The organism is Microbacterium sp. EF45047 (assembly GCF_028472845.1).
Taxonomy (GTDB): Bacteria; Actinomycetota; Actinomycetes; order Actinomycetales; family Microbacteriaceae; genus Microbacterium; species Microbacterium neungamense.
In genome coordinates this window covers 66,672-79,713 of sequence record NZ_CP069429.1, presented here as the reverse complement: position 1 = coordinate 79,713, position 13,042 = coordinate 66,672, and the positions used below count along the sequence as shown (strand labels likewise).

General features: G+C 71.3%; 14 protein-coding genes. 10 read left to right on the top strand and 4 right to left on the bottom strand.

Annotated features, from left to right (window positions below; genetic code table 11):
• Positions 1-28 precede the first annotated feature (28 nt).
• The 4 genes from JRG78_RS00420 to JRG78_RS00405 all read right to left on the bottom strand — a co-directional run bounded on the left by JRG78_RS00420 (position 29) and on the right by JRG78_RS00405 (position 4,585).
• Positions 29-325 carry a chorismate mutase gene (locus JRG78_RS00420; RefSeq protein WP_259607059.1) on the bottom strand — a complete coding sequence of 99 codons (297 nt, stop codon included), beginning with the start codon at positions 323-325 and terminating at the stop codon, positions 29-31.
• A 106-nt stretch (positions 326-431) separates the two neighbouring features.
• Positions 432-1,559, bottom strand: a complete 1,128-nt coding sequence (locus JRG78_RS00415; protein WP_259607058.1) for a lactonase family protein — start codon at positions 1,557-1,559, stop codon at positions 432-434.
• 154 nt (positions 1,560-1,713) lie between these two features.
• Complete coding sequence (locus tag JRG78_RS00410; RefSeq protein WP_259607057.1) at positions 1,714-3,000, bottom strand: adenylosuccinate synthase; 1,287 nt, start codon at positions 2,998-3,000, stop codon at positions 1,714-1,716.
• Positions 3,001-3,331: 331 nt separating this feature from the next.
• On the bottom strand, positions 3,332-4,585 hold the full coding sequence (locus JRG78_RS00405) for a cytochrome P450 (RefSeq protein WP_259607056.1): 1,254 nt from the start codon (positions 4,583-4,585) through the stop codon (positions 3,332-3,334).
• A gap of 129 nt (positions 4,586-4,714) precedes the next feature.
• Between JRG78_RS00405 and JRG78_RS00400 the strand changes: the two genes are divergently transcribed.
• The 10 genes from JRG78_RS00400 (at position 4,715) to JRG78_RS00355 (ending at position 12,863) form a co-directional block, all read left to right on the top strand.
• Positions 4,715-5,446, top strand: a complete 732-nt coding sequence (locus JRG78_RS00400) for a hypothetical protein (RefSeq protein WP_259607055.1) — start codon at positions 4,715-4,717, stop codon at positions 5,444-5,446.
• Positions 5,447-5,521: 75 nt separating this feature from the next.
• Complete coding sequence (locus tag JRG78_RS00395; RefSeq protein WP_272653488.1) at positions 5,522-5,920, top strand: SseB family protein; 399 nt, start codon at positions 5,522-5,524, stop codon at positions 5,918-5,920.
• Positions 5,917-6,354, top strand: a complete 438-nt coding sequence (locus tag JRG78_RS00390; RefSeq protein ID WP_272653487.1) for a hypothetical protein — start codon at positions 5,917-5,919, stop codon at positions 6,352-6,354. The genes JRG78_RS00395 and JRG78_RS00390 overlap by 4 nt, the downstream gene beginning before the upstream one ends.
• Positions 6,355-6,507: 153 nt before the next feature.
• The gene (locus JRG78_RS00385; RefSeq protein WP_432806455.1) at positions 6,508-7,551 is read left to right on the top strand and encodes an AAA family ATPase; all 1,044 of its coding nucleotides are present in this window, start codon (positions 6,508-6,510) and stop codon (positions 7,549-7,551) included.
• Between the two features lie 38 nt (positions 7,552-7,589).
• Complete coding sequence (locus JRG78_RS00380; RefSeq protein WP_259607051.1) at positions 7,590-8,474, top strand: DUF58 domain-containing protein; 885 nt, start codon at positions 7,590-7,592, stop codon at positions 8,472-8,474.
• Positions 8,461-8,949: a hypothetical protein gene (locus JRG78_RS00375; protein WP_259607050.1), complete on the top strand. Its 489-nt coding sequence runs from the start codon at positions 8,461-8,463 to the stop codon at positions 8,947-8,949. The genes JRG78_RS00380 and JRG78_RS00375 overlap by 14 nt, the downstream gene beginning before the upstream one ends.
• Positions 8,940-9,926 carry a vWA domain-containing protein gene (locus JRG78_RS00370; RefSeq protein WP_272653486.1) on the top strand — a complete coding sequence of 329 codons (987 nt, stop codon included), beginning with the start codon at positions 8,940-8,942 and terminating at the stop codon, positions 9,924-9,926. The genes JRG78_RS00375 and JRG78_RS00370 overlap by 10 nt, the downstream gene beginning before the upstream one ends.
• Complete coding sequence (locus JRG78_RS00365; RefSeq protein ID WP_272653485.1) at positions 9,923-10,993, top strand: vWA domain-containing protein; 1,071 nt, start codon at positions 9,923-9,925, stop codon at positions 10,991-10,993. Before JRG78_RS00370 ends, JRG78_RS00365 begins: the two co-directional genes overlap by 4 nt.
• The gene (locus tag JRG78_RS00360; RefSeq protein WP_272653484.1) at positions 10,990-11,757 is read left to right on the top strand and encodes a hypothetical protein; all 768 of its coding nucleotides are present in this window, start codon (positions 10,990-10,992) and stop codon (positions 11,755-11,757) included. The genes JRG78_RS00365 and JRG78_RS00360 overlap by 4 nt, the downstream gene beginning before the upstream one ends.
• Positions 11,751-12,863: a hypothetical protein gene (locus tag JRG78_RS00355; protein ID WP_272653483.1), complete on the top strand. Its 1,113-nt coding sequence runs from the start codon at positions 11,751-11,753 to the stop codon at positions 12,861-12,863. The genes JRG78_RS00360 and JRG78_RS00355 overlap by 7 nt, the downstream gene beginning before the upstream one ends.
• Positions 12,864-13,042: the final 179 nt, after the last annotated feature.

Sequence of the window (13,042 nt, the reverse complement as noted above, 5' to 3'; positions counted from 1 at the left end):
GGAGGGGACGGATGCCCGAGGCGCGGGATCACCGGTTCTCGGCGGCCTCCGAGTGGTGACGGATGACCTCGGCGACCACGAAGTTGAACCACTTCTCGGCGAACTCCGGGTCGAGGTGCGCCTCCTCGGCGAGCGCGCGGAGGCGGGCGACCTGCTGCTCCTCGCGGGCCGGGTCGGATGGCGGCATCCGATGCTCCGCCTTGAGCCGGCCGACCTGCTGCGTGCAGCGGAAGCGCTCGGCCAGCATGAAGATCAGAGCGGCGTCGATGTTGTCGATGCTGGCGCGCAGACGCAGCAGCTCGTCGCGGGCGGCTTCAGCGGTCATGATCCTCCAAGGTCGGCGTAGCTACGACGATAGCGATCCGGCACCGGTGTGTGACGGCCGGCCGGGTGCCGGTCGACCGGGGACCGCGCGGTGTCAGGCGCCGTGCTCAGCGGACCGGCAGCACCTGGGTCGGTGTCGGCACGGTGGCGACGTGACGGACGTCGCGCGGGGCGCCGGTGCGCTCGTCCAGGTCGACGACGGCGACCGTGTTCGACCGCTGGCCCGACACCAGCAGCGTGCCGTCGTACACGAGGTGGTGCCGCGGCCAGTCGACGCCGGACTCGGTGACCGCGAACGGCTCGAGCGTCTCCCCCGAGCCGCGCACCCGCAGTGCGGCGAGGGTGTTGCTGCCGCGGAGGGCGGTGTACAGCGTGGCGCCGTCGCGCGAGCGGGCGAGCTCGGCGGGGAAGTCGGCGCCGATCTGCGCGATGGGCGTCACGGTCGTCGCGCCGACGAGATCCCAGCGCCCGTCGGGACCGGATGCCAGGGTGAAGACCTCGCAGGAGTACTCGGTGACCACGTGGAGATGGCCGCTGGGGTGCAGCACCATGTGCCGCGGCCCGGTGCCGCGCGGGAGGGCGACCTCGTGGTCGATCGCGAGGCCCGCGCCGCTCGGGCGCCAGATCCGCACCAGGTCGAAGCCAAGGTCGGTCGTGGCGATGCGCCCGTCGGGGAGGAACACGGCGGCGTGCGCGTGAGAGGAGCGGGGGTCCTCTCCGGCCGGCACCGGGTAGGGGTCGGATGCCGCCGCGCCGGCGCCTGGCCGAGCGGCATCCGTTCCGTCATCGCCGTCCTCGCCCGTGTCGCCGCCGAAGAGGGCGGTGCGCAGCGCGGCCGCGGCATCCGCCTGCGCCGGCACGATGCGGCCGTCACGGTCGAGGCCGTACCGGACGACGCGGCCGTCGCCGTAGCAGCTGGCGATCAGCATCCGTCCGTCCGGCGACACCGAGAGGTGGCACACGGCCTCGCCCGCCGGGACGGGATCGCCGAGCGGGCGCAGCGTGGCGGCATCCGTGCGGGCGAAGGCCTGCACCGATCCGGCTCCCTCGAGGGCCGCGTACACGATGTCGAGCACCGGATGCGGAGCGAGCCACGAGGGCGAGGCGACCGGCGCCGCGACGCCCCGGTAGGCGAGCGTCGTCGGACCGCGCCCCTCGTCGACCGCGAGGAAGCCGATGCCCTCGGCGTCGCCGTCCATGTCACTGCCGTACCCGCCGACCCAGAACCGCGTCATGCCCCCATCCTCCCCCGTCTCCCCCACCCCCCGCGTCCGCACGCCCCCGCGCCCCGCGCCGCGCGCCCCCCGCGTCTATTTGTGCTGTTCTGCTGCTTCAGCGCACGCTAGGCAGCAGAACGGCACAAATAGACGGAGAAGGGCCGGGGCGTTCTCAGTCGAGGAGGTCGTGGCGGACGATGACCTGGTCGCGCTCCGGGCCGACGCCGATGACGGAGATCCGGGTGTTGCTCATGCCCTCGAGGGCGAGCACGTAGTCCTGCGCGTTCTGCGGCAGGTCCTCGAACGTGCGGGCGCCGGAGATGTCCTCGCTCCATCCGGGGAAGTACTCGTAGATCGGCTTGGCGTGGTGGAAGTCGGTCTGGTTCACCGGCACCTCGTCGAAGCGCGTGCCGTCCACGTCGTAGGCCACGCACACCGGGATGCGGTCCAGACCGGTGAGGATGTCGAGCTTGGTGAGCACGAGGTCGGTGATGCCGTTGATCCGGGTCGCGTACCGCGTGATCGGGGCGTCGTACCAGCCCACCCGGCGCGGCCGGCCGGTGGTGGTGCCGAACTCGAAGCCCTGCTTGCGCAGCCACTCGCCGTGCTCGTCGAACAGCTCGGTCGGGAACGGACCGGAGCCGACGCGGGTGGTGTAGGCCTTGACGATGCCGACGATGCGGTCGAGCCGGTTCGGCCCGACGCCGGACCCGGTGGATGCCCCGCCGGCGGTCGCCGACGAGGACGTCACGAACGGGTAGGTGCCGTGGTCGACGTCGAGCATGGTGGCCTGCCCGCCCTCGAACACGACGACGTCGCCGCGCTCGAGCGCCTCGTCGAGGAGGAGGGCGGTGTCGGCGACGAGCGGACGCAGCCGCTCGGCATAGGACAGCAGGTCCTCCACGATCTCCTCGCACGTGATCGCACGCCGGTTGAACACCTTCACCAGCAGGTGGTTCTTCTGGTCGAGGGCGCCCTCCACCTTCTGCCGCAGGATGTTATCGTCGAAGAGATCCTGCACCCGGATGCCGACGCGGTTGATCTTGTCGGCGTAGGCGGGGCCGATGCCGCGCCCGGTGGTGCCGATCATGCGCTTGCCGAGGAAGCGCTCGGTGACCTTGTCGAGCGTGCGGTGGTACTGGGTGATGATGTGGGCGTTCGCGCTCACCTTCAGCCGGGAGATGTCCACGCCGCGGGCGGAGAGCGCCTCGAGCTCGCTGAAGAGCACCTCGAGGTCGACCACGACGCCGTTGCCGATCACAGCGTTCACGCCCGGGGTGAGGATGCCGGAGGGCAGCAGGTGCAGGGCGTACTTCTCGTCGCCGACGACGACGGTGTGCCCGGCGTTGTTGCCGCCGTTGTACTTGACGACCCAGTCGGTCCGCTCGCCGAGCAGGTCGGTGGCCTTGCCCTTGCCCTCATCGCCCCACTGGACGCCGACGATCACGATTCCTGGCATGGGTGGACCCCCCTGAAGCTGCCGCTGTTCGCCGGGTTTGCACCGGCCGATGAGCTGGCCCGAACGGGCGACCCCATCCTATCGGAGGCGTGTCGGCGCCCCGGTGCTCGAGATCCCGAGCCCGCGGCTCGCTAAGGTGACCTGCGGAGGCAGAAATGACCAGGTGGTGGCACCTCGCCCGGCTCGCGGCGGCCGCGCTCATCCTCGCGGCGATCCTCGCGCAGCTGCAGCGCACGCTCGGGATCGCCCTGCGGTCCGAGACGCCCTGGGGATCGACCGCGCCCGGCCCGCGCGACGATCTCCGCCCGCGCGACGATCTCGGACGGCGGGCTCAGTGGCCGGGCGTGAACCGGATCGGGAACCGCACCGGCCCGGTGTTCCCGGAGACCGGGAGCCACTCACCGGGACCGTCGGGCTCGGCATCCGGCATCCGCTGGGCGAGCAGCGGCAGCGCGACGGACATGTCGGTGCGCGCGACGAAGTGACCCAGGCAGTGGTGGATGCCGCCGCCGAAGCCGGAGTGCAGCGGGCGGTCCTCCACGCGGATGTCGAAACCGGGCTCGTCGCCCATCCGGGACGGATCGGTGCCGATCGCGTGCGACAGCACCTGCACGATGCCGCCCTTCGGCACGTGCAGGCCGTTCAGGTCGACGTCCTCGGTCGCCTCACGGGTCACCCAGGTCACCGTCGGGTTGACGCGCATCACCTCCTCGACGGCGCGGCCGCCGAGTTCCGGATGCTGCGCGAGCAGCGCCCACTGATCCGGATGCGCGAGGAACGTCTGCAGGGCGAGGCCCAGCTGGTTGCGGGTGGTCTCCATCCCGGCGAACGCGAGGAAGACGAGCGCCACGCTGAGCTCCCGGCGGCTGAGCTGGGACTCGGTCCCTGAGCCTGTCGAAGGGGTCCCTGAGCCTGTCGAAGGGGTCCCTGAGCCTGTCGAAGGGTCGTGGGCCTGCACGAGCGTGGTGACGAGGTCGTCCTGCGGCCGGGCGAGGCGGTCCTCGATCACCTCCTCGATGTAGCCGGTGAGTCCCTCGAGTGCCGCCTCGATGCGGGGCAGGTCGTCGCGCACGCGGATGCCGAAGGACTTGCCGAGGTCGTCGACCCAGTGCGCGACCTGCGGCCACTCGTCGTCCGGCAGACCGAGCAGGTAGCAGAGGATGCGGGAGGCGTACGGTTCGGCGAACTCGGAGACGAACTCGACGCGACCGCGCGGGGCGAACGCGTCGATGAGCTCGTTCGCGAGGGCCTGGAACCGCGGCCGCATCGCCTCGATGGTCTTGTTGCGGAACGCCGGACCGAGAAGCTTCCGCAGCCGCAGGTGGTCGGCCCCCTCCAGGCTCAGCAGCGTCTCGCCCCACCACTGCTGCCACGGCCCGTCGTGGATGCCGTTCTGCGCGGGCCAGCGTGCGTTCCCCTGCTGGAAGCGCCGGTCCTTGAGCAGCGCCGTGCCCTCCTCGTAGCGCAGCACCGCCCAGCCGTAGGGCGTCTCCGCGTACCAGCTGGTGTCGCGGGCCTCGTGCACGACGTCGGAGTTCACGTCGAAGGCGGTGTCGGCGAGGTCGAGGAACGGCACTGTTCGCATGCTCGGAGCATAACCGCGCGGAGCTCGGCATCCGGCGACGATGACACGGCGTGGGTGGTTCTCCCCATGTGCGCGGCGCCGCGCGCCCGGTTAGGGTGCTCGCAGAGGAAGTGCCGTACGAGGAGACCGATGAGCGCGATCAAACCGATCATCCGCGAGCTCAAGCAGGCCGCCCTCCGAGGTTTCGCCCACGCGGACCGCAAGCTGCACCAGGTCACCGCGAACATCGCCGATCACGTGGACACCGTGGTCCGGCAGGTGCGGTCGCAGGACCGCTTCGACGACAGGCCGGACACGCCGCGCACGCCCGAACCGGGCACGCAGCTGGGCCGGGGCGAGCGCGACGACCTCGCACGCGGCGGCCGCTACTCCGTCGTCTTCTTCGACGGCCGAGCGCAGCGGGACTACTACGAGACGGAGAACCCGACGCTCGGTGCGGAGGGGCGCCCGTTCTGGGTCATGCCGCTCGAGGACGGCGCACACGTCTCCAGCGCGTCCGACGCCGCACGCGCGACCGGCATGTCTCCGGCGACCATGCGCGCTTACACGGGGTACGAGATCGACTGGACCACGGGCGATCCGGACCTGTCCCGGCCGGTGACCAACCCGGACGACCGCGCCATCCACGGGATCGTGTTCCCGAACGACGCCGCACCGCCGCAGCGCACCGCGACCGCGGCGGACGCCGACGGCTGGGCGCACTTCCTCGAAGGAGGGCACACCGCCGTCAACACCGGGTCCGGGTACATGCTCAACGACGTGCGCGAGTTCGTCATGGACGGCGGATCGGTCGTACCGCCGGGCTCGTTCGGATTCCAGATCGGCCTCGACGGCTCCTGGAACGTCACCCGTGCCTTCTGACCTGCCCACTAATCTGGGAGACGGCGTGCGACGAGAAGTCGGGACGATCCGGCCGCCGGAAGTTCGGAGCGTGAGATGAGTGACCAGCGCAAGGCGATCCCGGCCGTGGAGCGGGCGATCCTCGGTGCGCGGCAGGGAACGCTGACGCCGGAGACGGCGCTGTGGGCCCTGGCGGCCGCCGAGGTGTACTTCCTCGCAGAGGACGAGCCGAAGGGCGCGAGCCTCCCTGAATCACCGGTGCTCCTGGAGCGCGAGGGCCATCAGTTCCTGGCCGTGTTCACGTCGGGCGACGCGATGACGACGTACCTCACCGGCAAGCGAGCGGCCGTGCGCATCAACGGATTCGAGCTGCTGCAGCGGATTCCGCCGTCGGTCGGCGTCGTGGTCAACCCCGGCGCCGACGCCGCCCTCGAGCTGCCCGCGCAGGGCCTGGCGGAGTTCGTCCACGACGTGCGGAACACCCCCGCTCCATGACACGGCACACCGTCATGGTCAGCCTGTGGCAGCGCGCGGAGCTGCTGGCCGAGGACGACGGATGGTCCATGGTGGTCGACGACCGCTGGTTCGAGCGCATCGACGAGGCGGAGGTGCTCGCGCGATTCGGCCGCGGCGCGCTCGACCGCCGGGCGGCGCGGGGATCGGATCGTGAGAGCGGCTACGACCGCCGTGCCCCGCTGATCGCTGAGAGCGTCTCCGAGGCGATCGAACGCCGCGGGTGGATGGTCGAGGCGAGCGACCGGCTGTCGTTCCGGGCGACCGCAGCGGGCGCGCGGATCGACGTGGAGGCGCAGCCCGGGCGGGACATCCGGGTCCGCGCGCAGGTGGGTGAGCTCACGGTGGACGAGCGGACGGAGGACGTCTCCGCCGTCGAGCAGAGGCTGCTCGATCTCACTGCCGGAGACCGCTGAGCGGCGCAGGGGCGGGTGCTCCCCCGGGGGCGCCCGATAGCCTGTACCGGGGGATCTGCGGTCGTGGCCGGTCCCCGACGCAGGAGGAGAGACTGAATGACCGATGTCCCGGTTCCCGGATCCACCTCGTCGGCGCCGCCCCCGCCGCCGGCGATGCGCACGCCTCCTCCGCCCTCGGCACCCGCCGCCCCCGCCGCGCAGGACGCGAAGGCCCCGCTCTCCCGCGACGAGCTGGTGCGCGCGCAGCGCATCCTGAAGATCATCTCGGATTCGTACTCGGTGAAGATGGTCGGCCAGGACCGGCTGCGCACCAGCCTGCTCGTGGCGCTCATCGCGGGCGGGCACATCCTGCTCGAGAGCGTCCCGGGTCTGGCGAAGACGACCGCGGCGTCGACGCTCGCCGACACCGTGAAGGCGAGCTTCAAGCGCATCCAGTGCACGCCCGACCTGCTGCCCAGCGACATCACCGGCAGTCAGATATACGAATCCGCCACCGGGTCGTTCCGCACCGTCCTCGGTCCCGTGCACGCCAACTTCGTGCTGCTCGACGAGATCAACCGCTCCAGCGCGAAGACCCAGAGCGCGATGCTCGAGGCGATGCAGGAGCGGCAGACCACGATCGGCGGCGAGATGCATCCGCTGCCCCGCCCGTTCCTGGTGATCGCGACGCAGAACCCGATCGAGCAGGAGGGCACCTACGAGCTTCCCGAAGCGCAGATGGACCGCTTCCTGCTCAAGGAGATCGTGGAGTACCCGAGCCCCGCCGAGGAGTTCGAGATCCTGAACCGGATCGACTCGGGCGTGCTCAACCCCGACCGGCACGTGCCGGGCGCGATCAGCCTCGACGACGTGCAGGACCTGCAGGAGATCGCCTCCCGGGTGTACGTCGACCCGGCCGTCCGGAACTACATCGTGCAGCTGGCCTACGTCACCCGCAATCCGGCGCCGTACATCGGCGAGGAGCGCGCCCGGTTCATCAAGTACGGCGCCAGCCCGCGTGCGAGCATCGCCTTCCTGCAGGCGTCGCGCGCCCTCGCTCTGCTCAGCGGGCGCACCCACGTGCTGCCCGAAGACATCCGCGCCCTGCGCCACCTCGTGCTGCGCCACCGCGTGCTGCTCACCTTCGAGGCCGACGCCGAGGGCATCCGCAGCGAGGAGATCATCGACCAGATCTTCGCCTCGGTGCCGACGCCCTGACACGTCGACAGGCTCAGTGACCACAGGCTCAGGAACCGATGACCATGCTGATCACGCAGGTGAAGAGCCGCCTCTTCATCCGCTCCACGCAGAAGTCGGTGCACGCGCTGGACGGCGCGTACGCCTCGCTGCTGCGCGGGCGCAGCCTCGACTTCGAGGACCTGCGTCCGTACGAGTACGGCGATCAGGTGCGCGACATCGACTGGCGGGCGACCGCCAAGCACGGCTCACCGCTGATCAAGCGGACCAAGGCGACCCGTCGGCACACGGTGCTCTTCGTCGTCGACACCGGCCGGGGCATGAACGCGCTGGCCGAGGATGAGCGGTCCAAGCGCGAGCTCGCCATCCTCGCGGTCGGTGCGCTCGGGTTCCTCACCGTGCGGCACGGCGACGACTTCTCCGTGGTCCACGGCGATGCCGGCGGCCGGCGCCGACGGGCCCCGGGCGGCACCGAGGGCGCGCTTGAGCACGCGCTGCGCGCGATCGACCGGGCCATCGCCGAGAGCACGGCGCCGAACGACCGCGAGTCGCTGCTCTCCTTCGTGGCGCGCACCATCGCTCGGCGCATGATCGTCGTCATCGTCACCGACGAGGCGCCGGTCACCGAGGAGACGGAGCGGATGCTGCGCCGGCTGCGCGTCCAGCACGACGTGCTCTGGATCACGCTGCGCGACGCGCATCCGGTGCTCGGCCGCAGCACCCGCACCCGCCGTGACGTGGACAGCGGCTGGGTGGTGCCCGACTTCGTGCACGGCGACGAGGAGCTCATCCGCGCCGTCGACGCGCAGGAGGCGGCCGACACCGCCCACCGCCACGACGTGCTGCGCCGCCTCGAGATCACGCACGCCGAGCTCACCGGCCTCGACGACGCCGTGCCGGCGCTGCTGGCCATGCTCAACCGGAGGTCGCATGCCCGCCTCTGACGAGCTCTATCCGCCGGTGCAGTACGGCTGGGGCTGGCTGCTGCTGGCCCTCGGCATCCTCGCCCTGCTCGCCCTCGCCACCTGGCTGGTGATCGTGCTCACCCGCCCGCGGCGCAGCATCACGCTGACCGGGGCGGCGCCGATCACGCTGCTCACCCCCGACGTGCTGTCGCAGCTGCGCGGGGAGTACCTCGCCGAGGTGCAGCGCATCGAGGACGCCTACCGCGCCGGCGCCCTCGACCCGCGCCGGGCGAACCTCGAGCTCAGCCGGGCAGTGCGCGCATTCGTCAACGAGTACTCCGGCCTGGAGGCGCCGGTGCTCGCCCTCGACGACCTCGTCGCCCGCGGCGTCCACCCGGCGCTCATCGACGCGATCCGGCGGCACTACTACCCGAGCATCTTCCAGCGCGGGCCGGCCATCGACCCGATCTACGGCGCCGAAGCCGCCCGGAAGGTGGTGACGACGTGGCACTGAACACCTGGTGGCTGGTCCTCGTCGCCGTCGGCGTGCTGGTCGCGGCGGTGGTCGTCGGCATCCTGCTCGGCCTGCGCGCGGGGCGGCGGGACCGGGCATCCGCACCCGTGCTGATCTCGCGGGCGGAACGGATGCGGGCGCTGCCCGCCTTCCGGCAGGCGGTGCGCCGACGGGTGACGCTGCTCGCGGGGGTGCTCGCGCTCGGCGCGGTGGCGGTGCTGCTCGGGGGCGTGGTCGCGGCGCGGCCGATGTCGGCGCAGACGATCCAGCCGGTGAACAACAGCCGCGACATCATGCTGTGCCTCGACGTCTCCGGGTCGATGTCGGACGTCGACGTCGAGGTGCTCGGGGTGTTCCTCGAGCTGCTGGACGGCTTCGAGGGCGAACGGATCGGGCTGACCATCTTCAACAGCTCCCCGGTGCAGGTCTTCCCCCTCACGGACGACTACGTCTTCATCCGGGAGCAGCTGCAGCGGATCCGGGAGAGCTTCGACTACACCAGCGAGACGCCCGAGCACTGGGTCGGCACCCTGAACGGGCCGGGCGCCTCGCTGATCGGCGACGGCCTCGCGGCCTGCACCATGCGCTTCGACCACCTCGACGACGAGCGCAGCCGCTCGGTGATCCTCGCCACCGACAACGAGCTCGCCGGCGCCTCGATCCTCACCGTGGAGGAGGCCGCCCTGTACGCGAAGTCACGGGGCGTCCGCGTGTTCGCGATCAACCCGGTGCAGGGCAAGGACGCGCAGGTGAGCGCGCAGCTGACGGATGCCGCCCGTCTCACCGGCGGGGAGTCGTACGCGCTCCGCGACACCACCACGGTCGGCGACATCATCACCGAGATCCAGAAGCAGGAGGCGACGGCGCTGAAGGGTCAGGCCCAGGTCGTGTGGGTGGACACCCCGAACCTGTGGATCGCGCTGACCCTCGTCGCCCTGCTCGCCTTCCTCGTGCTGGTCTGGAGGCTGCACCTGTGATCCTCCAGCCCGTCCTGCATCCGCTCCTGCTCGTGCTGCTGTGCGCGCCGGTGGTGTTCGTCGTCGTCCGGGAGATCGTGTCCCGGTCGTTGAGCGAGCGCAGCGAGACGAAACGCCCCGACCCTCCGACGCGCTCAGGCTCCACCCCGCGCTGGCTCTGGCCCCTGCGCCTGCTCATCGTGCTCCTCGCGTTCGTGATGCTGCTGCGTCCCGGCATCCCGGGCGGCACCTCGCAGACCCTCGCGACCGACACCGACATCGTGCTGGTCGTGGACAGCACCGCGAGCATCGTCGCCGAGGACTGGAACGGCGACGAGCCGCGGCTCACCGGCGTCCGCGCGGACGTGCAGGCGATCGTCGACGAGTATCCGGGGGCGCGCTTCGCCCTGATCACCTTCGACGCGTCGGCGCAGCTGCGCCTGCCGCTGACGACGGATGCCACGGCGCTGATGTCCTCGCTCGAGGTGATGCGCCCCGAGGTCACCGACCAGTCGCGCGGCAGCTCGATCGGCATCGCGAACCGGATGCTCGCGGACACCCTCTCCGCTGCCGCGAAGTCCTCGCCGGACCGTTCGCGCATGGTGTTCTACTTCGGCGACGGCGAGCAGACGGCGTCCTCCGAGCCGGAGTCGTTCGGCTCCAGCGCCAAGTACGTCGACGGCGGCGCGGTGTTCGGGTACGGCACCGCCGAGGGCGGGCCGATGATGAAGACGACCGGGCGCGGGGACGACGCTTCGACGGGCTCGGGGTCGGGCGGCGAGTACATCGAGTACCAGGGCGCGCCGGCCCGCTCCGTCATCGACGAGGACGCCCTGCGCACGATCGCCCAGGAGCTCGGCGTCGAGTACCAGCACCGCACCGCCGACACCGCTCCGCAGCTGCCGGAGGCGCCCACCAGCACCACCGACTATTCGTCCTCCGGCGAGGTGGGCAACGTCATCGAGCTGTACTGGATCCTCGCCCTCGCCCTCGTCGCCCTCCTCGCCGTCGAGCTCGCCCGCGCGACGATGCTGGTGACGCGGATGCGCGGCCTCGCGGCATCCGCCACCGAGGGAGGTGACCGATGACCGCCCCCACCCAGGCCGACGCCGCGGCCGCCCTGCTCGCATCGAATCGCCGCCGGCGCCGCATCCGTCGCTGGATCGCGATCGGGACCCTCCCCCTGACCCTGGCCGCGCTGTTCTTCGCCGGCAGGATCCTCAGCATCTACGCGTTCGCGCACCAGGCGATCAGCTCGTACATCGTCGGCGAGTACGCGGAGTCGGAGGCGGCCGCTCGCGGGCAGGACTGGCTGAACTGGTTCGAGCCGTTCAAGGCGCCGTACAACATCGGCACCGCGCTGGCCGGCGCCGAGAAGCTGGGCCCTGCGCGCGCCGAGCTCGAGGAGGCCCTCCCCCTGGCCTCGGGGCTCGACGTCTGCTACGTGCGGATCAACCTCTCCCTCGTCATCGAGCGCCAGGGCGACGCCGCGCAGGCCGACGGGGATGCGGCCAAGGCCGCCCAGCTGTACGGCGAGGCGCTGGAGATCACGATGGAGACCCCGGAGGAGTGCAACAGCGAGCAGGCGCAGGAGCAGTCGCCGGACCCGAACCGCGACATGAGCGACACTCTGGAGCAGAACGAGCAGCGCCAGCAGGAGAAGCAGCAGCAGAGTCAGCAGGAGCAGGAGCAGCCGCAGCAGGGCGAGCAACCGCCGCAAGAGGAGGAGCCGCAGCCCTCGCAGGAGCAGCTCGACGACATCGAGGAGCGCCTGAACCAGGGCCAGCAGGAGCGCGAGGATCAGCTCGGCGGCGGCGACGAGGGCGGCGGAGGAACGGACAAGCCGTGGTAGACAGGCAGCGTTCGCGATACGTCGGCGGCTCGGAGGGCGCGCCCCCGCCGCCCCCGCCCGGCGGGTACCGCGGGGCCAGGCGCACCGCCGTCACCGCCGGCCTCCCCGCCGGTGCTCCCGCGGCGCCGGCGACGCTCACGCACACCGAACCCGCGATCGCCGAGAAGCGCTCGGCGAACGTGCTGGGGCTCGTCGCCATCTCGGTCGTGGTGCTGTTCACGCTGACGCTGCTGCTGCTGATGCTCGCCGGCGGCACCGACGCGCTCTACGGCGTCACGATGATCACGCTGCAGCTGGTCGTGGTCGGCGTGGTCATCGCGGCCCTCGCCACGGCGCGGGGGCGGATGCTCGGCGCCATCGCCCTGGCGGTGACCCTGCTGTTCAACGTCGCCACCGTCGGCGCGATGGGGGCGCTGCGCGCCGCGGCCGTGCACGACTACGACGGCACCAAGACGGAGGAGCAGAAGCACGAGCAGGCGTATCCGGGCATCCGGGGCACGTCCTCGCGCGACATCCTCGACCAGCGCTCGCTCGAGCAGGTGCAGTCCGACGGCGACGCCCTGATGGCCGAGATCCGCGACCGGCTCACCGCCGAGTACGGCTTCAGCTGGGTGGAGTCGGGGGCGCGCGACATCAGCCCGGAGCGCAACGGCTACGGCGGCGAGTCGATGCTGAAGCGGTACACCTCCACGGTGTGGACCACCGCAGAGCCCGTCCGCGACAACGAGCGCAAGCGCGCCGTCATGCGCACGATCGACGAGGTGCTGCGCGCGCACGGCATGTACGACCTGTACGCCCTGAACGAGCCCGGCTCGGGGATCTCCGACGACATGGTCGCCAAGCTGTACGGGTCGGCCGATCCCGAACAGCAGCACACCTGGGAGTGGTACAGCGACGCCTACCCCGACCCGATGCTGCTGTACGTCACCGTGTACGACCTGTCCAAGGACCGCACCGGCGACCTCCTCGCCGAGCGCCGCAGCTACCACGAGGAGAACGGCGAGCCGCTCGAGGGCGTGCAGCTGGTGATCCACGCCCGCCAGCTGCTCGGCGAGGGCGACCGGGCCGAGTTCGAGGAGCGCCTGAAGGAGTACCCGGGGTTCTGAGTCGGGTGCGCCTCGGCCTCGAGAGGGTCCGCCGAGACCTCCCCTCGCCCTCTCGGGAGGAGGCGAGAGGGTCCGCAGAGACCTCCCCTCGCCTTTTCGGGAGGAGTTCTCGACCTCGGGAGGATGCTGTGGGGGCGGATGCTCCTCCCGAACGGGAGTTCTCCTCCTGAACGTGCGGC